An 18,073-nucleotide genomic window follows, 5' to 3' on the forward strand; every position below is an offset into this window, starting at 1 on the left:
CCATGTCACCACGTCATGGGTCGCCAGTTCGCGGCCTTTCCAACGTTCCACGCTCCAGCATCCGCGACCAGCGCTTCGGTCGCCTGTTCCGCGACCTGCCGCCGGCGGATTTCGGCGACAAGGAACGCGATATCGTCGCAGCGCTGACGGAACTAGGCATGTCCATGCTGCAGGACCCCCAACGTGACAGCAACGGAGCGCTCGACACGACGCTCGGCACGATCAGCAACGATGAGAACCCGACAATCCCGGCCGCCTATACTTATTTCGGCCAGTTCGTCGATCACGACCTTACCTTCGACCCGGCCTCCTCCCTCGATCGGTTCAACGATCCTGATGCGCTTCAGGATTTCCGAACGCCTCGGCTCGATCTCGATTCGGTGTACGGCTCAGGACCAGACGATCAGCCATTCCTCTATGACGAGGACGGCGCGCATCTCCTGCTCGGAGTTTCGCGCCAAGGCGGCCTTGGCGGGTTTGACTTGGCCCGCAATCGCGATGCTGCCGGGAGGCCACGCAGGGCCCTGATCGGGGACAAGCGCAACGATGAGAACATCATCGTCTCGCAGCTTCACGCTACGATCATCCGGTTCCACAACGCCGTGCTCGACCGCATAGCGCCTGGCGGCAATCCCACCCCGCGCGAATTCCTCGCCGCTCAACGCACAGTCCGATGGCATTATCAGTGGATCGTCCTGCATGATTTCCTGAAGAGGATCGTTGGCGACGAGACCTATGAGCAGATCATTGTCGGTCCTGGCCAGACACCGGAGCTCGATCTCTACTCGACGTCTGGCCGATACGCCTTCATTCCCGTGGAGTTTTCAGTCGCCGCGTATCGCTACGGCCACTCACAGGTCCGGTCGAGCTATACCCTCAACCATATCGTCGGCGCCCGGCCAGCCGGCAATGCGAAGGCTATTCCGACCGACAATGACGGTAGCACCGGAATATTCTTCCGCATTCCGATCTTTTCGGCGGCCAATGCTCTGACGGCCGTCGGGAAGACGCCTGACGAACTCGTTGCGCTCGAACTCGCTAATCTCAACGGCTTCCGCGAATTGCCGGATTTTTGGGTGATCGACTGGGGCTTCTTCCTGCCGGACGTAGCACCCGTGCTCGCACCAGACGGGATTACCCTGCCGCAGCATTCCTTCAAGATCGACACGGAACTGGTCGACCCTCTGCGCAGCCTGCCGGATCACGTTGGCCAGCCAGTACCGCGCCGTGCTCTTTCCGTGCTCAATCTCCTGCGCGGGTGGCGCTTCGACCTTCCTTCCGGTCAGTCGGTCGCGCGCTTTCTAAACCAGGCTCCGATTGCCGACGACGTTCTCTTCTCTCACGACAAGCCAAGCCTGGACGCTCGGCGGAAGGCGCTTTTCGCTAAGTTTAAACCGATCCTGGCTGGCAATGCACCGCTCTGGTTCTACCTCCTGAAGGAAGCCGAACTCGAAGGCGGCAGCCATCTGGGACCGGTTGGCGGCAAAATCGTCGCGGAGGTGATCGCGGGCCTGATCCTCGCGGACGGGCAGTCCTTCCTATCGCAGGAGCCCGGTTGGATGCCGACGCTTCCGGCGAAAACGCCCGGAAGCTTCACGCTTTCCGATCTCGTCAACATCGCGATCGGACAAGCGACCGCCTGAGCTAAGGCCCGCGCCTCAGTTCATGAAATCCTTGCACTGGGGCGCGGTTGCCGTGCCCCAGGGCATGATCGGGACGCTGGAGATCGAGTTCTTCGGGCTGCCGTCGACCAGCTTGTCGGAATAGACGAGATAGACCAGCACGTTGCGCTTCGGATCGCAGCCGCGGACGATCTGCATCTTCTTGAACCAGAAGGAGCGGCGCTGACGGAACATCTCGTCGCCCTGGCCGATTTTTCCCTTGAACGAGATCGGGCCGACCTGCCGGCAGGCGAGGGAAATGTCGGAGGTCTCCTCGGCGAGGCCGAGCATGCCGGAGACGCCACCCTTTTCCGCCGCCGCGAAATGGCAGGCGACGCCGTCGACTTCAGGATCATCGATGCCGTAGACGGCGATCTTGTCGTTGGGCGTGACCCATTTGAAGGTGGTCGACTCCTTGAAGATGAGATCCGGACCGTCGGCAAGCGCCGGCGCGGCAAAGGCGCAGGCGGCGAAGAGCGCGAGAACGGCAGCGATCGAGCGGCGCATGGATGTCTCCGTTGCGAGGGGCCGAACGCTATATAGGATGGCCGCCCCCTCGCTTGCGAGGGGCAACGCTCAGGCGGCGATGCCTTCAAGCCGGAGCCGGCCGCGCCGCATCCACCGGGTCACCAGCATGATCGAGGTGGCCGCAAGGCCGCAGGCAAGCCCGATCCAGATGCCGATACCGCCATAGCCGAACCCGAAGCCCAGCGTCACGCTTGTACCGAGGCCGACGCCCCAATAGCCGAGAAGGGCATAGAGCATCGGCACGCGCGCATCATGCAAGCCCCGCAGCATGCCGCCGGCGATCACCTGCGCCCCGTCGAACACCTGGAACAGCGCGGCGATGAACAGGAACGAGACGGTGAGCCGCACCACCTCGGCATTCGCGACATCGCCCCGGTCGAGGAAGATTCCGGCGAGCTTTTCGGGAACGGCGAGGATCACCAGCGCCGTGCAGCACATGAAGGCGATGCCGAGCGCGAACGGCGTCCAGCCGGCACGGCGGATCGCGTCGCGATCACCGGCGCCATAGGCATAGCCGACCCGCACCGTCGCCGCCTGCGAAAAGCCGAGCGGCACCATGAAGCAAAGCGCGGCAAACTGAATGGCGATCGCATGCGCCGCGACGGCGGTCGCGCCGATCAGGCCCATCAGGAACACAGCCGCGTTGAAGACGGTGACCTCGAGGCCGACGGCGATGCCGATCGGCAGGCCGAGCGAAGCGAGCTTCAGGAATTCGCCGAGGTCCGGCCGCCAGAAATAGCCGAACACGTGATATCGGCGGAAGCGGGGATGGACGACACAGACCACCGCCATACCGGCAAACATCGCCACCGCCGAGATCGTCGAGCCGATGCCGGCGCCGACAATGCCGAGCGCCGGCAACCCGAACTTGCCGAACACCAGCGACCAGACGGCGAGCGCATTGACTGCCAGCCCGATGACGCCGATCACCAGCGACCAGAACGGCTGCTCGAGCGCGACGACGAACGAGCGCAGCACGAGATAGCAGAGGAAGGGCAGCATCGCCCATTGCAGGCCGCGCATATAGTGGCCGGCGATGGCCGCCAGTTCCGGTTCCTGGCCGATCGCGAGCAGGATCGCTTCGCTGTGCCACAGCAGAATCCAGAAGGGGATCGAGATCGCGAGCGCCAGCCAGAAGCCCTGGCGAACGATGTTGCGCACGGCGCGCACCGAATGCCGGCGCTCACCGAGCTTCTTGGCGATCATCGGCGAGACGGCCGAAATCATGCCGATGCCGAAGATCAGCATCGCAAAATAGAGATTGGTGCCGAGCGCACCGGCAGCCAGCATGCGCGAGCCGAGCCAGCCGATGAAGACGATGTCGGTGGCGTTGATCACCGTCTGCGCCAGATTGGTCAGGATCAGCGGCAGCGACAGCGAAATCGTGGCGCGGGCTTCGACGATCCAGGGGTGAAGCAGGCTCTCCCGCTCGAGAGTGGCGGTTTGGACAGGCATGGCGATCTCGGAAATGACGAAAGCGGCGCGCGGCGCCGTTGGGCGCTCATTAGGCACAATGCCCGCGAAATAACCATCGAAACATTGTGATCGCTGCCATTCGCGGCACGAATGATTGGTTTTCGGCGACGTTCCTGTTGGCGAGGCCTGCGCATGAGTGACCCGGAGCCGCCACCATGCTAAGAGAGACTGATCAAGTCGATGAAGTGCCAAGCCGCCGAAGAGACCGGATAATGTGTGTTCTGAGTAAGCTTTCGCGGGTCGCCATCTCGGCGGTCGTTCTGCTTGGATTTGCCGGAGCCGCCGAGGCGGCGTCGACCGTCTGCCGCTCGCTTGAAGCGCAGCTCGCAGCCGCCCCGCAGGGTGGCGGCCGCGCGGCAGCTTTCGGCGATGCGGCCAGTCGCCAGCGCCAGGCGATTGCCTCGGCTGAAAGCCAGGCCCGTCGCGGTGGCTGCCTCGGCGCGGCCTTCCTGACGCGGGACCAGTCCGGTTCGCCGGCATGCAGGGCGCTCGTCGCCTCGATCGGCAAGATGAAGGCCAACCTTGCCAAGCTCGAGCGGGGTTCCCGGATCGCCGGGATGCGCCAGGCGCCCGCCGGCAACCGCGATGCGATCCTGCGGCAGCTCGGCGCCAATGATTGCGGTCCGCAATATGCGAGCTATGTCGTCCAGCCGCGGCAGCGCAATTTCCTCGAACGCCTGTTCAATCCCGACAACAACCAGCCGCAGCCGAACGTCGCCGTCGTGCCGGCGGCGCCCGTGACGCGCGACAGCTCGAGGTCGGATAGCGGCGGTTATGACAGTGGATTCGGGCGCGGAACCTATCGGACACTCTGCGTGCGGTCCTGCGACGGCTATTATTTCCCGATCAGCTATTCGACGTCGAAAGCGAACTTCGGAGCTGACGAGCAGGCCTGCCATCAACTGTGCCCTGGCACCGACGTCGCGCTCTATGCCTACCGAAACCCCGGCCAGGATGCGAGCCGCGCCCTTTCGACGGTCGACCAGTCGCGCTACAGCGACCTGCCGACGGCGTTCGCCTATCGCACCAGCTTCAATCCCAGCTGCGCCTGCGGCAAGCCGGCCGCGCTTGACCCGGTTGCCGGCGACTACACGCCGATTGGCGACGGCCCCTACACGAACACGTTGACGTCGCCCTCGGCGACGCGGCCCGCCCTCGTCGAGGATGCACCATCGCTTGCCAGCGGCGAAAGCGAGGCCGACACCGGCGAGTCCGGCGCCGACACCCCCGTCGCGACGCTCACGCTGCCGGCCGCAAGCGCTGTGCGGCGAGTCGGGCCATCGTATTACTACGCCCAATAAGCGGCAGCAGCGCCGCTAGCTCCGGTCCACGATCAAGGCCGGTCAGCGCGCGGCGAAGCGGCAGGAACAGCGCCTTGCCCTTCCGTCCCGTGCTGGCCTTGAGCTGATCGGTCCAGCCTTTCCAGGTCCCCGCATCGAACGGCTCGGGCGGCAGCGCTGCCTCGGCCGCTTCGATGAAGGCGGCATCCTCGGGCGTGATCGGCAGCGGCGCGACCGGTCCGGTGATGACAGCCCACCAGTCTGAAGCATCCTGCAGGCGGACGAGGTTGCCCTTCACCGCCTCCCAGAACGCCATGCCGCCAGCGATGCCGAGCGCGGCAAGGCGGTCCGCGACCACTTCGAAGGGCAGTGCGTGCAGCAGGCGGGCATTGAGCCCGTCGAGATCGGCCGGATCGAATTTCGCCGGCCCTTTCGAGATCATCGAGAGGTCGACGAGCCCGGCGAGGGCTTCGAGATCGGCTGCGGGCTCGACAGGCGCCGACGTACCGATGAGGACGGCCAGCGAGGCGACGGCCATCGGCTCGTAGCCCGCTTCGCGCAGCGAGGCGAGCGACAACGCGCCGGTCCGCTTGGAGAGACCCTCGCCGCTCGCCGTTGTCAGAAGGTTGATATGGCCAAAGCGCGGCACCGCCCCGCCAAGTGCTTCGAAGAGTTGGATCTGCACGCCGGTATTGGTGACGTGGTCGTCGCCGCGAATGATATGCGTGATGCCGAAATCGATGTCATCGACGACTGAAGGCAGCGTGTAGAGAAAAGTCCCGTCGCCGCGGATCAGCACCGGATCGGACTGCGAGCCGATGTCGACGCTCTCGGCTCCGCGCACCAGATCGTCCCACGCCACATGGGGCGATGCATCGTCGAGGCGAAAGCGCCAATGCGGCCGGCGGCCCTCGGCCTCGAGGGCAGCCTTCTCGGCTTCGGTGAGGCGCAGGGCGGCGCGGTCATAGATCGGCGGCAGGCCGCGCGCCATCTGGCGCTTGCGGCGGCGATCGAGTTCGTCGGCCGTCTCATAGGCCGGATAGAGCCGCCCCGAACGCTTGAGCCCCTCGGCTGCGGTCTCATAGGCAGCGATACGGCTCGACTGCCGCTCGAAGCGATCCGCCTTGATTCCGAGCCAAGCGGTGTCCTGCCGGATCGCGTCCGCGAAGCGTTCTTCCGAGCGCTCCCGATCGGTATCGTCGAGCCGCAGCACGAATTGACCGCCATGGCGCAGCGCGAACAGGGCGTTGAACAGAGCCGGACGCGCATTGCCGATGTGAAGAAAGCCGGTTGGCGAGGGCGCGAAGCGGACGATGACGGGGTTCTGTGTCATGCGAGGCGATGTAGCCCGCGCCTGGCCGCAGCGCAATCACGCGCTCAAGCGGAAAGGCTCGCTCCGATCAGGCGATCGGCAACGGCGGCGAGCGAGCGCACCGGCCCATCCGCCCCGAAGATCTGGCCGGACGCGTTGGCGCCCTCGAACAGCATCAACAGACCGTCGGCGAGCAGGCGCGGATCATCGGCACCCATCTCGAGCGCGAGCGCCTCCAGGCGATCACGCAGCATCCGCTTGTTGGCCTCGCTGACGAGACGCGCCGGCGAGCCCGGCTCGGGAAACTCGACCGCGGCATTGGTGAGGGCGCAGCCTCGATAGCGGGTTCGCGCCTGGCGCTGCCCGACGCCGGAAAAATAGCCGACGATGCCGGCGCGCGGATCGCCCGGATGGCGCGCCAGCGCTGTCTCGAACCGATCCCAGAACCCGATCTCATAGTCGCGGAGATAGGCCGCCGCGAGTTCGTCCTTCGAGGGGAAGGCGCGATAGAGGCTCGGCTTGGAGACGCCCGCAGTCTCCACGATCTCGTCGACGCCAACGGCGCGGATGCCATCGCGATAGAAGAGTTCGCGCGCGACATCGAGAATCCGCTCGGCCGCGCGGGGCTTGGCCGTACCATCTGGCGTGTTCGCGTTCATAGCTTGCTGCGGTCTCCCATTGACAACGCGCCCCTTTGATATGTAACAGACCGGTACGTATCATCAAGCCCTGTCATCGCGGTGGTGAGTCTCATGCAATCCATCACAAGGCGGCCCTTCGGCCCGAACTATGCCTTCATCGTTGCGGCCGTGATCTTCCTGGCGCTGCTATCGGCAGCCGGGCTCCGCGCCGCGCCGGGCGTCATGATGCTGCCGCTGCAATCGGCGTTCGGCTGGGACAAGGCCACCATATCAGCCGGCGCCGCCATCGGCATCTTCCTCTATGGTCTCGCCGGCCCGTTCGCTGCCGCCTTGATGCAGACCTTCGGCGTCCGGCGGACCCTTGTCTGTGCGCTCCTGCTGATGTCGGTCTCGACCGGGCTCAGCGCGCTGATGTCCGAGCCATGGCAGTTCATCGCCACATGGGGCGTGCTCTCGGGCATCGGCTCCGGGGCAGTCGCGCTGGTGATGGGCGCGACGGTCGTCAATCGCTGGTTCGTCACCAATCGCGGCCTGATGATGGGCCTCTTCTCAGCCTCGACCGCGACGGGCACGCTGATCTTCCTGCCCGGTCTCGCCGCGCTCTCCGAATGGGGCGGCTGGCAGGCGATCGTGCTGACGATCTCGATCTTCATGGCGGTTCTGATACCGGTCGTGCTGCTGCTCGTCCCCGAGAGCCCGCGCTCCATCGGTGTCTTGCCCTATGGCGCCACCGGCACCGAAACGCCGGCCGCGCCGCATCAGGGCAATCCCTTCCGCAATGCCATCAACGCGCTGGTCGAAGCTTCGCGGACCCGCACCTTCTGGTATCTGTTCGCCACCTTCTTCATCTGCGGCTTTACGACCAACGGCCTCGTCGGGACGCATATGATCTCGTTCTGCGCCGATATGGGCATTCCCGAAGTCCAGGCCGCGAGCATGCTGGCGATGATGGGGTTGTTCGACCTCATCGGCACCACAGCATCGGGCTGGCTCACTGACCGCGTCGACCCGCGCAAGCTGCTCTTCGCCTATTACGGCCTGCGCGGCCTCTCGCTGTTCTACCTGCCCTTTTCGGATTTCTCCTTCTACAGTCTCTCCTTCTTCGTCGTCTTCTATGGCCTCGACTGGATCGCCACCGTGCCGCCGACCGTCCGCCTCGCCACCGAAGCCTTCGGCGACCGCAAGGCACCGATGGTCTTCGGCTGGATCGCCGCCGGCCATCAACTCGGCGCAGCTTCCGCGGCCTTCTTTGCCGGCTGGATGCGAACGGTACAGGGCAATTATTTCGATGCCTTCATGATCGCCGGCGTCACCGGCATTATCGCGGCCGCGCTCGCGCTGCTGATCGCAAGGCCGCGGCGGGAGCCCATCGTCGCGGGCGCGGCCTGATATGGAGGCGCCTACCCTGCTCTTCTCGCCCTGGATGGCGCGCTGGCAACTCGTCGCCGATGGCGCGCCGATCGAAACGCCGACCAGCAACCTGCTACCCGTTATCCGTGACGGCCAGCCGGCCATGCTCAAGCTGCTGAAGCCCTCGAGCGACGAAGGTCCGGGCCTTGCAGCGCTCCGCTGGTTTGGCGGTCACGGCGCGGTGCGCGTCATCGAGATGGATGGCGACGCAGTCGTCATGGAGCGCGCCGTCGGCTCGCACTCGCTGACGCAGATGGCGCTTTCAGGCGATGACGACGGCGCGATCCGCATCATCGCGACGGTCGCAGCGCAGCTTCATGCGCCCCGCGAGGCACTGCCCCCAGAGCTGCCGTCGCTCACGCGACGGTTTCGTGCCTTGTTCGAGGCGGGCCCGGTCCATCCGGTCCTCGCCCGCTGTGCCGCGATGGCGCGCGCCCTCCTGGCGAAACCGCGTGAGTCCTTCGTCCTGCACGGCGATCTCCACCATGAGAACGTGCTCGACAGCCCGCGCGGCTGGCTCGCCATCGACCCGAAAGGCGTTTATGGCGAGCGCGCCTACGACACCGCCAATCTCTTCCTCAATCCCACTGGCATCGACCGGCTCGTTCTCGATCCCGAACGGGCGTCGCGTCTGCAGGCGACCGTCTCGGAGACGCTCGGCCTCGATCCGGCGCGCGTCATCGGCTTCGCCTTTGCCCATGCCGGCCTTTCCGCCGCATGGTGCATCGAGGACGGGATCGAGCCGCGCCTCGCCATCGAGGCGGCGGAAGTGATGGATAAGCTAACGGGGTGATCTCTTTGGTTGAGTAAAATCAACTTACCTACTCATGGTTGACAAATAGAAAGGCAAGTGATGTTCTCTTCCGTGTGCAGTATGACGCCGGGGGGCCTTCATGAACACGCGTGTTCTGTCAGCCTGTTTTTTGTGCCTTGCGCTTCTATGTGGATGCGCTGAAACGCATGGCCCAAACTCTGATGCGATGGCTTCGAGCGCAGTGACCGTCTCGCCCACGGTCACCTATGGCAAATAGCGCCGTGTTACGCGGCAGATTACGGCTGCTTCGGATCGCTGCGGGGCTGCTCGTTCCGCTAAGCGTAACGTCGTGCAGCAACACAAATGGTCCAGATTCGCCGGCGAGCTCTATCTTCAACCTAAACCTTCAAAACCTCTTGGGTTCTATACGGCCTCGAGTGTGCATGACGAATTTCGGGGGCTGCCCTTATGGTACCGGGGAGGGTAATCAGCCTTGCGTGTGCTATACATCCTGGGGACCTGTTGGAGGGCTGACCGCCAACCCATGAAGTAATATGCATGGGCCTCAATCGTCGCCCGGGAACTGCTGGATCCCGTCGGCAATCTCGTAATAGTCGCCCTTGTCGGCAACGAAGATATGCCGGTCGATGGATGTGCCGGTCGGCTTGTCGAAGCCGCCCATCGCGATCGCGATGCGCCCGGAGCCTGGCCTTCGCCAGAACAGCACCGAGCCGCACGTTCCGCAGAAGCCGCGCTCGGCGATCTCGGAGGCGGCGTACCAGCGAACATGCCCGACGCCCTCGAGGGCGAGATCCGTTTCGGCGACATTGGTCGAGGCGAGGAAATGACCAGTCTGCCGCCGGCACAGGGTGCAATGGCAGGCGACGACCGGCGCGAGTGGACCGGCCACGCGATAGCGCACGGCGCCGCAAAGGCAGGCGCCGTGATGGATGGCAGCCTCAGAAGCCACTCGCGACCGCCTGCTTCTGCTGACCGGTGCGGCTCGTCTTCAGGAGTTCGGCGACGAGGAAGGCGAGCTCCAGCGACTGATCCGCGTTGAGGCGCGGATCACAATGCGTGTGATAACGATCCGAAAGGTCCTCGTCCGTGATCGCCCGCGCGCCGCCGGTGCATTCGGTGACGTTCTTGCCGGTCATCTCGATATGGATGCCACCGGGGAATGTACCCTCGCCGGCATGAACTTCGAAGAAGCTCTTCACTTCCTTGAGGATCAGGTCGAACGGCCGCGTCTTGTAGCCGGTCACCGCCTTGATCGTGTTGCCATGCATCGGATCACACGACCACACAACGGAGCGGCCCTCGCGCTCGACGGCGCGGATGAGCTGCGGCAGATGATCGAACACTTTGTTGGCGCCGAAGCGGCAGATCAGCGTCAGCCGGCCGGGCTCGTTCTCGGGGTTCAGCAGATCGATGAGTTCGATCAGCCCATCACCGGTGAGCGAGGGGCCGCATTTGAGGCCGATCGGGTTCTTCACGCCGCGCATATATTCGACATGGGCGTGATCGGGCTGGCGGGTGCGGTCGCCGATCCATAGCATGTGGCCTGACGTGGCGTACCAGTCCCCGGTCGTCGAATCGACGCGGGTCATCGCCTGCTCGTAGCCGAGCAGCAGCGCCTCATGCGAGGTGAAGAAATCGGTCGATTGCAGCGACGGCGCCGTTTCCGGATCGATGCCGCAGGCGCGCATGAAGGCCATCGCCTCGGAAATGCGGTCGGCGATCTCCTGGTAATGGTGCCCCTGCGGGCTGTCCTTGACGAAGCCGAGCATCCATTGATGCACATGCTCGAGATTAGCATAGCCGCCCTGCGCGAAAGCCCGCAGCAGGTTGAGCGTCGCCGCCGACTGGCGATAGCTGTCCTCGATCCGGCGCGGATCGGGATTGCGTGCCTCGGGCGTAAACTCGATGCCGTTGATATTGTCGCCGCGATAGGACGGCAGCTCAATATCGCCGATTTTCTCCATCGGCGCCGAGCGCGGCTTCGCGAACTGGCCGGCGATCCGGCCGACCTTCACCACCGGCATCTGACCGGCAAAGGTCAGCACCACGGCCATCTGCAGGAAGACACGGAAGAAATCGCGGATGTTGTCCGGGTGATGCTCGAGGAAGCTCTCGGCGCAATCACCGCCCTGGAGCAGGAAGGCTTCACCGCGCGAGACGGAAGCGAGGCCCTTCTTGAGCTTCCGCGCCTCGCCCGCGAAGACCAGCGGCGGATAGGTCGCAAGCCTTGCCTCGACCGCTTCGAGCGCAGCCTTGTCGGCATAATCCGGCACCTGCTGGATCGGCTTCTGCTGCCAGCTCGCGGGGGTCCAGCCTGTCTTGATCATGATCCGCTCCACTGCGAGCCGGCATGCGGCGCCCAATCGGCGCCCTGCCCTGCCGGCCGGAAAGGCGCCCTTATACACGCGTCTCGGCCCGCTCGCCAATCGTCAGCCATGCTGCACTGCCACAGCGCCGCGGCGAACCGCGTCAGCCAAGAGCGAGGCTGCGCAGCCGCGCAGCGGTCTCCTCGTCGGCCGGAAAGAACGCCTCGATCGCAAGCTCGGACAGCGTCACATCGGCCGGCCCGCCAAAAACCGTCGTCGTGGTGATGAAGGACAGCACCTGATCGCCGACGCGGATGCGAAATGGCAGAGCGATACCACCATAGGGTGCGGGCGATGCGATCCGGCGCGGTCCGCCGGCCGGAAGGGCGTCCAGTTCAGCATGCAGGTCCTGCAGCTTCGGGTCGCCAGTCAATTCAGCCTCGCGGGCCAGGCGGCCGAGGAGATGCGCGCGCCAGAGCGGAAAATCGACCGTGCGCGCGGCGAGGCCAGCCGGATGCAATGCCAGCTTCAGAACATTGACCGGAGGCTTCAAGAGGGCCGGATCAACGCCCTCGATCAGCCTCGCCACGGCGGCATTGGCCTCGATCATGGTCCAGTGGCGGTCGATCGCAAGGGCCGGATAGGGTTGATGGCCATCGACGATCCGCCGGACCGCATCGCGCGCCGCCGCAAGATCCGGATCGTCGAGCCGGCGCTCCGTATGGACGGGTGCAAAGCCTGCGGCCAGCAGCAGGGCGTTCTGCTCGCGCAGCGGCAGGTCGAGCTGCGCGGCAAGCTTCAGAACCGTGGCGCGGCTCGGCCGCGAGCGACCTGTCTCGAGAAAGGAGAGATGGCGCGCCGAGAGATCTGCCTCGCCGGCAAGATGCAACTGGCTGAGACGCCGGCGGAGGCGCCAATTGCGGAGTTCCTCGCCGAAGGAGGTGCTGCTTGTGGCTGTCATGGCGTCAAAACTAGCCGCCTCGGGCGCGGCATCCAATGACCTCGGAGGTAATCGACGCCGTTCAATCGGGACCGCAGGGTCTGCCCGTCGACGCCCCGGATTGGCCGGTGGCGATTGTGAAGGAGACCAACATGACCGATGCAGCCACGCTTGCCGAGCGCTATATCGCCGTCTGGAACGAGCGCGATCCCGATCGCCGGAGCACGCTTGTCGCCGAGACCTTTGCCGAGGGCGCCACCTATGGCGATCCGCTGGCCGAGGTCGAAGGGCATGCAGGCATCGACGGACTGGTCGCCGCCGTGCAGGCGCAATTTCCAGACTTCCGGTTTGCACCGGCCGGCAGCGTCGATGCCTATGGCGACCGGCTGCGCTTCAGCTGGACGCTCGGCCCAGCCTCCGGTCCGGCCGTGGCGGGCGGGACCGATTTCGCGACGATTGCATCCGGCCGGTTCGCCAGCGTGGTCGGCTTCCTTGACTTCGCGCCGGGCTGATCCTTGAGGCTCGCCCAAAGATGAACCGTGGCGAGGCTGCGATGTGGCGCGAAGGCCCGCATCGCGGCCTCCTGCTCCGAAATATCGGGGCGCCGGTCGAGGCCATGGAGCCGTTCGAGCCCGGTCGCGAGGCCGGAATCGCCAACCGGCGCGACGTCGGGAAAGCCGAAGCCGCGCAGCAGAATGTAGCGCGCCGTCCAGGGTCCGATGCCGCGCAGCGCCGTCAGCGCCGCTTCGGCCGTTTCCGGCCCGGCAGCCGCAAGGCCTTCGAGAGAAGGCGTGCCGGCGGCGATCGCGGCAGATGTCTCGACCAGATAGCGCGCCTTGGAGCGCGAGAAGCGCCGCGCCGCGAGATCTGCAGGATCGAGCGATGCCACGGCAGCCGGGCCGGGATGGGCGAGAAGACCGCTGCCTGGATTTGGCGTTCCGGCGAGCGCGATCATCTCGCGCCTGAGGGCGGCCGCGAAGGTCAGGTTGATCTGCTGGCCGATGACAGCCCAGCACACCGCTTCGAAAACCGTCGCGGTCAGGGGAATGCGGAGGCCGGGACGAGCGGCAGCAATCGCCGCCGCCGCCGGCATGGCCTCGAAACCGGCCGGATCGCTAGAGAACCCTAGAAGCCGCGCGACAATGTCATGCGCCTCGATGCTCTCGGCGTCGCCTAGCGCCCGGTCGAAGCGCGCCATCGCCACGGCGTCACCGATCTCAAGCGAGAGCAGGGCCAAGCCGCCCGATAGCCAGAGCGGCTTTTCGAGCACCATGCCCGTGACGCGCTCGCTGACGCTCAGCGCATCGCGGCCATGATAGGCGAGGAAATCGGCGCTCCGGTAGCCGGCTGGCAGCGGGACGTCAAACGCCGTCACGGTTCCAGGTCCGGCGCGCAGCGCTTGCAGGCCCGGAGGCCGGCTGTCTCGGCCGCGGCTGCATCAGCGAAGAAGCGGACATTCTCCGGCCGGGGCGACCTCGAAGGACAATCCGGCCGGCAGAAGATGCCGGTTGTCGTCACGCCATAGAAGCGGGCTTCGGCTGGGAACGGGACGGTTGTGCTCATGAGCCGATCATGACCGGGCGCGAGGCGTCCGGCCACCCGCTTCCTGCGCGATCAGTGCTGATCCCTGGACCAGAGATAGACACCGATGCCCGCGCCGAGCAGTGAAAGAAACGCGAGGTAGTGCGCATGCGCCATCGGGTCCGACTTCAGCGCCAGCGTCACCAGCAGCGGGGTCAGGCCGCCGAAGATCGCATAGGCGATGTTGTAGGCGAACGAAACGCCGGTGAACCGCACCGCCGCCGGGAATGCCTTGACCATCACATAGGGCACGGCGCCGATGACACCGACCGAAAATCCGGCCAGAGCCGCCAGCGGATAGAGCGTCGCAGGATCGGCGGCGACCGAGGAATAGAAATAATAGGTAGCGGCGCCGAAGAAGAGACTGCCGATGGTGAAGAACCTGCCAGCGCCGACCTTGTCGACGATGAGGCCGGCCAGGACGCAGCCGAATGTCAGGAACAGCGTCGCGATCGAGTTCGCGGCGAGCGTATCGGTCGCCGGGATCTTGTAGAGTGTCTGCAGCAGCGTCGGCGTCATCAGGATTGCGACGACGATCGCGCCCGACAGCATCCAGGTCAGCAGCATCGAAAGGATGGTCGGTCCCCGGTGGTCGCGCAGCACCGCCTTCAGCGGCAGTTCGGCGGCCAGCGCCTTGCGGGCCTTCATCTCGATGAAGACGGGCGTTTCTGCCAGCCACTGGCGCAGATAAACCGCAACCAGCCCGAACACGCCGCCGAGCAGGAACGGGACGCGCCAGGCAAAACCGAGGATATCGGCCGGCGTGAAGATGACGTTGACAGCGGTCGCGACCAGCGAACCGAGCAGGATGCCCGCCGTGAGGCCGCAGGTGAGGATGCCGCAGGCAAGCCCGATCCGATGCACCGGCACATGCTCGGACACGAACGTCCAGGCGCCGGGAACCTCGCCGCCGATCGCCGCGCCCTGCAGGACGCGCATCGCCAGCAGCAGGATCGGCGCGGCGATGCCGATGGTCGCATAGGTCGGCAGCGCGGCGATGCCGAGCGTCGAAAGCGCCATCAGGAGGATCGACAGTGTGAACATGCGTTTGCGGCCAAGCCGGTCGCCGAAATGCGCCATCACGAGGCCACCGAGCGGGCGCGCCAGATAGCCGGCCGCAAAAATCCCGAAGGCCTGAACCTGCTGCACCCATTCCGGGATTTCCGGCGGGAAGAACAGATGGCCGAGAACGGTGACGAAAAAGACGAAGATGATGAAGTCGTAAAACTCGAGCGCGCCACCGAGGGCGGAGAGCGCAAGGGTCTTGTAGTCGTTTCCGTCAAGCAGACGGCGACCGGGTGCAGCAATTGCGGTCATGGGGATCACTCTCGGCGTCTATGCGCCGTTCGTATGTTGGCGATCGGCGTTGTTTGGCCCCGAAAGCGCAGATTCACAAGCAAAAAGACGAGAAACCTACCGACGATGCCGGATCGAGGGCTCGCGCATGGTCACGAGTTCTTCCGCCGCAGTCGGATGCAGCGCCATCGTCGCGTCGAACTGCGCCTTGGTGGCGCCGAGCTTGATGGCGATCGCAACGAGCTGGATCATCTCGGCAGCGTCGTGGCCGAGGATGTGACAGCCGAGCACACGACCGCTGTCGCCATCGACGACGAGCTTCATCAGCATGCGCTCATCGCGGCCGGAGAGACCGTTCTTCAGCGATTTGAAGCTTGTCTTGAAGATGTCGACCGAAGTGAATTCCGCCAGCGCCTCTTCCTCCGACAAGCCCACGGTGCCGATCTCAGGCTGAGAGAACACAGCCTTCGGCACGCCGAGATGATCGACGACGACGTCGCGATTGCCGAAGATCGTATCGGCGAAGGCGTGGCCCTCGCGGATCGCGACCGGCGTCAGGTTGATGCGGTTGGTGACGTCGCCGACGGCGTAGATCGACGGCACATTCGACTGCGAACGCTCGTCAACGGTGATCGCGCCCGCGCCGTCGAGTTGCACGCCGGCCTGTTCCAGCCCGAGCCCGCTCGTATTGGGGCGCCGCCCCGTCGCGACCATGACCTGGCCCGCCGGAATGGCCAGCCCCGCCATCGTGTGGACGAGAAGACCGCCTTCGCCCTTCTCGATCCGCGCGGGACTATCGCCGAGCACCAGGCGAATGCCCTTCTTTTCCAGCGCCTCGGCAAGGCCATGCCGCAGATCATCGTCGAAACCGCGCAACAGCTTGTCACCGCGATGGATCAGCGTCGTCTCGACCCCGAGGCCGTTGAAGATGCCCGCGAACTCGACCGCGATATAGCCGCCACCGATGATGACGATCTTTTCTGGCAGGCTCTGCAGATGAAACGCCTCGTTCGACGTGATCACCAATTCGCGGCCTTCGAGGGCCGGATCGACAAAGGCCGTCGATCCCGTCGCGACCAGGATATATTTCGCCGTGACGATGGTGCCGTCGGCCAGGCGGACGGTGTGCGGATCCTCGATCGTGGCGCGCGCGGCAACCAGCTTGGCGCCGGAACGCTCGAGATTGCGGATATAGGCGGCATTGAGGGTGTCGATCTGCCGGTCCTTCGCGGCGACCAGCGTCGGCCAATCGAAACTCGGCGGGGCGACCGTCCAGCCAAAGCCGGCGGCATCCTCGAAATCCTCTGCGAAGCGCGACGCGTAGACGAAGAGCTTCTTGGGCACGCAGCCGCGGATGACGCAGGTTCCGCCGACCCGGTCCTCTTCGGCGACCATGACCCGGGCGCCGTGCTGCGCCGCGATCCGCCCGGCGCGCACCCCGCCCGAACCCGCGCCGATAACGAAAAGGTCGACGTCGAACTCCGCCATGATCCTGGATGCCCTTTGCCGAAAACAACGCCGCTTGAAGACGACGAAGCCGGCCACGAGCGGGCCGGCTTCGCTGCATATATAGGACCGGCTGGGCCGGTCGCGCCAGAGCCTAGAGGTCGACGCCCTTCTTCTTCAGCTCCTCGCGCGACTTCTCGAACATCTCCTCGCCGACGCGATCCGACCAGCCCTTGACGGACTGCAGCGTCTCGCCGACGACCTTCGGACCGATATCGGCAAGCTTCGAACCGGCCGGGCTCTTGTAGAAGGTGGTGATGGCGTTCAGTTCGTCCTCGGTGAAGTACTTCGCCCAGATGCGCGCAACGTCATTGTCGAGATCGGCGCGACGGGCAACGAGGTCGAGCGCCTCGGCGTCGACGACCTGACCGATGAGGACGTGCTGATCAGGACGCATGCGGATCAGGCGGTTCTGGGTCTGTTGGGCGAGGAGCGGCAGCAAGTTGTCGAAGCCCCGCGAGGTCTTGGCAGCCTGCACCGCGGCAACCGCCGCCTGCAGATGCGCCTCGGTCACCTCCTCGGCGGAAGCGGCGCCGACACAGCCGACCATCAGGCCTATGGCGAGGACCGCCGCGCGGAGGGACGAGTGGATGAGGTTCATTGAACGGGCTCCCATGGGGCGAATGACTTTAGGCGTGCAACCAGATGACGCCTTCGGAACGGGCGATGACGGCGGCGGTCGCAATGCCGATGAACAGACCATGCTCCACCACCCCCGGAATCGCGGCGAGGGCAAGGTTCATGGCTTCTGGCTCGCGAATGAGGCCAAATGATGCATCGATGATGGCGTGCCCGCCGTCGGTGACGAACGCGCTGCCATCAGCCGCAAGACGGCGCTTCAGGGTCACAGCCTGGCCGAGCCGCCGCGCCGCCGTCTCGATGGCGATCAGCGTCGCGCCGAGGCCGAAATGATTGACCTCGATCGGCAGCGGAAACGCGCCGAGCCGGTCGACCAGCTTGGAACCATCGGCAATGACGATCATGCGGTCCGATGCCGAAGCGACAATCTTCTCGCGCAGCAACGCACCGCCGCCGCCCTTGATGAGCTGCAGCGAACGGTCGAGCTCGTCGGCACCGTCGATCGTGAGGTCGAGATGCGGCGTCTCGTCGAGCGTCGTCAGGCGGATTCCTTCGGCCGTCGCAAGCTTGGCCGTTCGCTCCGAAGTCGGCACGCCGACAATGTCGAGGCCAGCCCGCACGCGCTCGCCGAGACCCTTGACGAGAAAGGCCGCCGTCGAGCCGGTCCCGATGCCGAGCTTCATGCCGGACTGGACATGGTCGAGAGCGGCAAGCGCCGCCTGCTTCTTCAGATCGTCACTGTCGCTCATCGGTCCCGTCCGGCCTGTGCCGCAGCCTGCGCG

General features: G+C 65.3%; 17 protein-coding genes and 1 pseudogene. 5 read left to right on the forward strand and 13 right to left on the reverse strand.

The window, feature by feature from the left end; all coding sequences use genetic code 11:
* The first annotated feature begins 2 nt into the window (after positions 1 to 2).
* Positions 3 to 1,643 (forward strand): peroxidase family protein, encoded by a 1,641-nt coding sequence (locus LB518_RS18265; RefSeq protein ID WP_224579202.1) that lies wholly within the window; start codon positions 3 to 5, stop codon positions 1,641 to 1,643.
* Positions 1,644 to 1,658: 15 nt separating this feature from the next.
* On the opposite strand, the gene LB518_RS18270 is transcribed toward LB518_RS18265, so the two are convergent.
* Positions 1,659 to 2,168: a CreA family protein gene (locus LB518_RS18270; RefSeq protein WP_224579203.1), complete on the reverse strand. Its 510-nt coding sequence runs from the start codon at positions 2,166 to 2,168 to the stop codon at positions 1,659 to 1,661.
* Between the two features lie 69 nt (positions 2,169 to 2,237).
* Positions 2,238 to 3,644, reverse strand: a complete 1,407-nt coding sequence (locus LB518_RS18275) for an MATE family efflux transporter (RefSeq protein WP_224579205.1) — start codon at positions 3,642 to 3,644, stop codon at positions 2,238 to 2,240.
* A 233-nt stretch (positions 3,645 to 3,877) separates the two neighbouring features.
* Here LB518_RS18275 and LB518_RS18280 point away from each other — a divergent pair, with 233 nt between their 5' ends.
* Positions 3,878 to 4,966: a DUF2865 domain-containing protein gene (locus LB518_RS18280; protein ID WP_224579207.1), complete on the forward strand. Its 1,089-nt coding sequence runs from the start codon at positions 3,878 to 3,880 to the stop codon at positions 4,964 to 4,966.
* Here the strand turns inward: LB518_RS18280 and LB518_RS18285 are convergent.
* Together LB518_RS18285 and LB518_RS18290 are read right to left on the reverse strand one after the other, a co-directional pair.
* Positions 4,905 to 6,278 (reverse strand): glutamate--tRNA ligase, encoded by a 1,374-nt coding sequence (locus LB518_RS18285; protein WP_224579209.1) that lies wholly within the window; start codon positions 6,276 to 6,278, stop codon positions 4,905 to 4,907. The two genes, LB518_RS18280 and LB518_RS18285, sit on opposite strands and share 62 nt — an antisense overlap.
* Positions 6,279 to 6,322: 44 nt before the next feature.
* On the reverse strand, positions 6,323 to 6,916 hold the full coding sequence (locus LB518_RS18290) for a TetR/AcrR family transcriptional regulator (RefSeq protein ID WP_224579211.1): 594 nt from the start codon (positions 6,914 to 6,916) through the stop codon (positions 6,323 to 6,325).
* A 93-nt stretch (positions 6,917 to 7,009) separates the two neighbouring features.
* Between LB518_RS18290 and LB518_RS18295 the strand changes: the two genes are divergently transcribed.
* On the forward strand, positions 7,010 to 8,287 hold the full coding sequence (locus tag LB518_RS18295) for an MFS transporter (protein WP_224579213.1): 1,278 nt from the start codon (positions 7,010 to 7,012) through the stop codon (positions 8,285 to 8,287).
* 1 nt (position 8,288) lies between these two features.
* Complete coding sequence (locus LB518_RS18300) at positions 8,289 to 9,101, forward strand: aminoglycoside phosphotransferase family protein (RefSeq protein WP_224579214.1); 813 nt, start codon at positions 8,289 to 8,291, stop codon at positions 9,099 to 9,101.
* Positions 9,102 to 9,627: 526 nt separating this feature from the next.
* Here LB518_RS18300 and LB518_RS18305 read toward each other — a convergent pair.
* The 3 genes from LB518_RS18305 to LB518_RS18315 form a co-directional block, all read right to left on the reverse strand.
* Positions 9,628 to 10,032, reverse strand: a complete 405-nt coding sequence (locus tag LB518_RS18305; RefSeq protein WP_224579216.1) for a GFA family protein — start codon at positions 10,030 to 10,032, stop codon at positions 9,628 to 9,630.
* The gene (locus tag LB518_RS18310) at positions 10,022 to 11,410 is read right to left on the reverse strand and encodes a class II 3-deoxy-7-phosphoheptulonate synthase (RefSeq protein WP_224579218.1); all 1,389 of its coding nucleotides are present in this window, start codon (positions 11,408 to 11,410) and stop codon (positions 10,022 to 10,024) included. The genes LB518_RS18305 and LB518_RS18310 overlap by 11 nt, the downstream gene beginning before the upstream one ends.
* A gap of 142 nt (positions 11,411 to 11,552) precedes the next feature.
* Complete coding sequence (locus tag LB518_RS18315; protein WP_224579220.1) at positions 11,553 to 12,350, reverse strand: helix-turn-helix transcriptional regulator; 798 nt, start codon at positions 12,348 to 12,350, stop codon at positions 11,553 to 11,555.
* Positions 12,351 to 12,481: 131 nt separating this feature from the next.
* On the opposite strand from LB518_RS18315, the gene LB518_RS18320 reads away from it, so the two are divergent.
* Positions 12,482 to 12,841 carry a nuclear transport factor 2 family protein gene (locus LB518_RS18320; RefSeq protein ID WP_224579222.1) on the forward strand — a complete coding sequence of 120 codons (360 nt, stop codon included), beginning with the start codon at positions 12,482 to 12,484 and terminating at the stop codon, positions 12,839 to 12,841.
* Between the two features lie 71 nt (positions 12,842 to 12,912).
* Here LB518_RS18320 and LB518_RS18325 read toward each other — a convergent pair.
* The 6 genes and pseudogenes from LB518_RS18325 to rpiA form a co-directional block, all read right to left on the reverse strand.
* Positions 12,913 to 13,602: pseudogene (locus LB518_RS18325) on the reverse strand (DNA-3-methyladenine glycosylase family protein); the annotation flags it as partial.
* A gap of 98 nt (positions 13,603 to 13,700) precedes the next feature.
* Positions 13,701 to 13,892, reverse strand: coding sequence for an Ada metal-binding domain-containing protein (locus tag LB518_RS18330; protein WP_353619968.1), 192 nt, complete (start codon positions 13,890 to 13,892; stop codon positions 13,701 to 13,703).
* Positions 13,893 to 13,943: 51 nt separating this feature from the next.
* Positions 13,944 to 15,227: an MFS transporter gene (locus LB518_RS18335; protein ID WP_224579223.1), complete on the reverse strand. Its 1,284-nt coding sequence runs from the start codon at positions 15,225 to 15,227 to the stop codon at positions 13,944 to 13,946.
* Between the two features lie 96 nt (positions 15,228 to 15,323).
* Positions 15,324 to 16,694, reverse strand: a complete 1,371-nt coding sequence (gor, locus tag LB518_RS18340) for a glutathione-disulfide reductase (protein WP_224579225.1) — start codon at positions 16,692 to 16,694, stop codon at positions 15,324 to 15,326.
* Between the two features lie 112 nt (positions 16,695 to 16,806).
* On the reverse strand, positions 16,807 to 17,313 hold the full coding sequence (locus LB518_RS18345) for a DUF2059 domain-containing protein (RefSeq protein ID WP_224579227.1): 507 nt from the start codon (positions 17,311 to 17,313) through the stop codon (positions 16,807 to 16,809).
* 28 nt (positions 17,314 to 17,341) lie between these two features.
* The gene (gene rpiA, locus LB518_RS18350) at positions 17,342 to 18,040 is read right to left on the reverse strand and encodes a ribose-5-phosphate isomerase RpiA (protein ID WP_224579229.1); all 699 of its coding nucleotides are present in this window, start codon (positions 18,038 to 18,040) and stop codon (positions 17,342 to 17,344) included.
* Positions 18,041 to 18,073: the final 33 nt, after the last annotated feature.

It is taken from the genome of Mesorhizobium sp. BR1-1-16, assembly GCF_020165495.1.
Taxonomy (GTDB): domain Bacteria; phylum Pseudomonadota; class Alphaproteobacteria; order Rhizobiales; family Kaistiaceae; genus Kaistia.

Excerpts from the sequence above, each read along its gene's own strand:
- rpiA (WP_224579229.1), bottom strand. The coding sequence starts at position 18,040 with ATGAGCGACAGTGACGATCTGAAGAAGCAGGCGGCGCTTGCCGCTCTC.
- LB518_RS18270 (WP_224579203.1), bottom strand. The coding sequence starts at position 2,168 with ATGCGCCGCTCGATCGCTGCCGTTCTCGCGCTCTTCGCCGCCTGCGCC.
- LB518_RS18285 (WP_224579209.1), bottom strand. The coding sequence starts at position 6,278 with ATGACACAGAACCCCGTCATCGTCCGCTTCGCGCCCTCGCCAACCGGC.
- LB518_RS18265 (WP_224579202.1), top strand. The coding sequence starts at position 3 with ATGTCACCACGTCATGGGTCGCCAGTTCGCGGCCTTTCCAACGTTCCA.
- LB518_RS18310 (WP_224579218.1), bottom strand. The coding sequence starts at position 11,410 with ATGATCAAGACAGGCTGGACCCCCGCGAGCTGGCAGCAGAAGCCGATC.
- LB518_RS18300 (WP_224579214.1), top strand. The coding sequence starts at position 8,289 with ATGGAGGCGCCTACCCTGCTCTTCTCGCCCTGGATGGCGCGCTGGCAA.
- LB518_RS18320 (WP_224579222.1), top strand. The coding sequence starts at position 12,482 with ATGACCGATGCAGCCACGCTTGCCGAGCGCTATATCGCCGTCTGGAAC.
- LB518_RS18275 (WP_224579205.1), bottom strand. The coding sequence starts at position 3,644 with ATGCCTGTCCAAACCGCCACTCTCGAGCGGGAGAGCCTGCTTCACCCC.
- LB518_RS18345 (WP_224579227.1), bottom strand. The coding sequence starts at position 17,313 with ATGAACCTCATCCACTCGTCCCTCCGCGCGGCGGTCCTCGCCATAGGC.
- gor (WP_224579225.1), bottom strand. The coding sequence starts at position 16,694 with ATGGCGGAGTTCGACGTCGACCTTTTCGTTATCGGCGCGGGTTCGGGC.
- LB518_RS18335 (WP_224579223.1), bottom strand. The coding sequence starts at position 15,227 with ATGACCGCAATTGCTGCACCCGGTCGCCGTCTGCTTGACGGAAACGAC.
- LB518_RS18295 (WP_224579213.1), top strand. The coding sequence starts at position 7,010 with ATGCAATCCATCACAAGGCGGCCCTTCGGCCCGAACTATGCCTTCATC.
- LB518_RS18315 (WP_224579220.1), bottom strand. The coding sequence starts at position 12,350 with ATGACAGCCACAAGCAGCACCTCCTTCGGCGAGGAACTCCGCAATTGG.
- LB518_RS18280 (WP_224579207.1), top strand. The coding sequence starts at position 3,878 with ATGTGTGTTCTGAGTAAGCTTTCGCGGGTCGCCATCTCGGCGGTCGTT.
- LB518_RS18330 (WP_353619968.1), bottom strand. The coding sequence starts at position 13,892 with ATGAGCACAACCGTCCCGTTCCCAGCCGAAGCCCGCTTCTATGGCGTG.
- LB518_RS18290 (WP_224579211.1), bottom strand. The coding sequence starts at position 6,916 with ATGAACGCGAACACGCCAGATGGTACGGCCAAGCCCCGCGCGGCCGAG.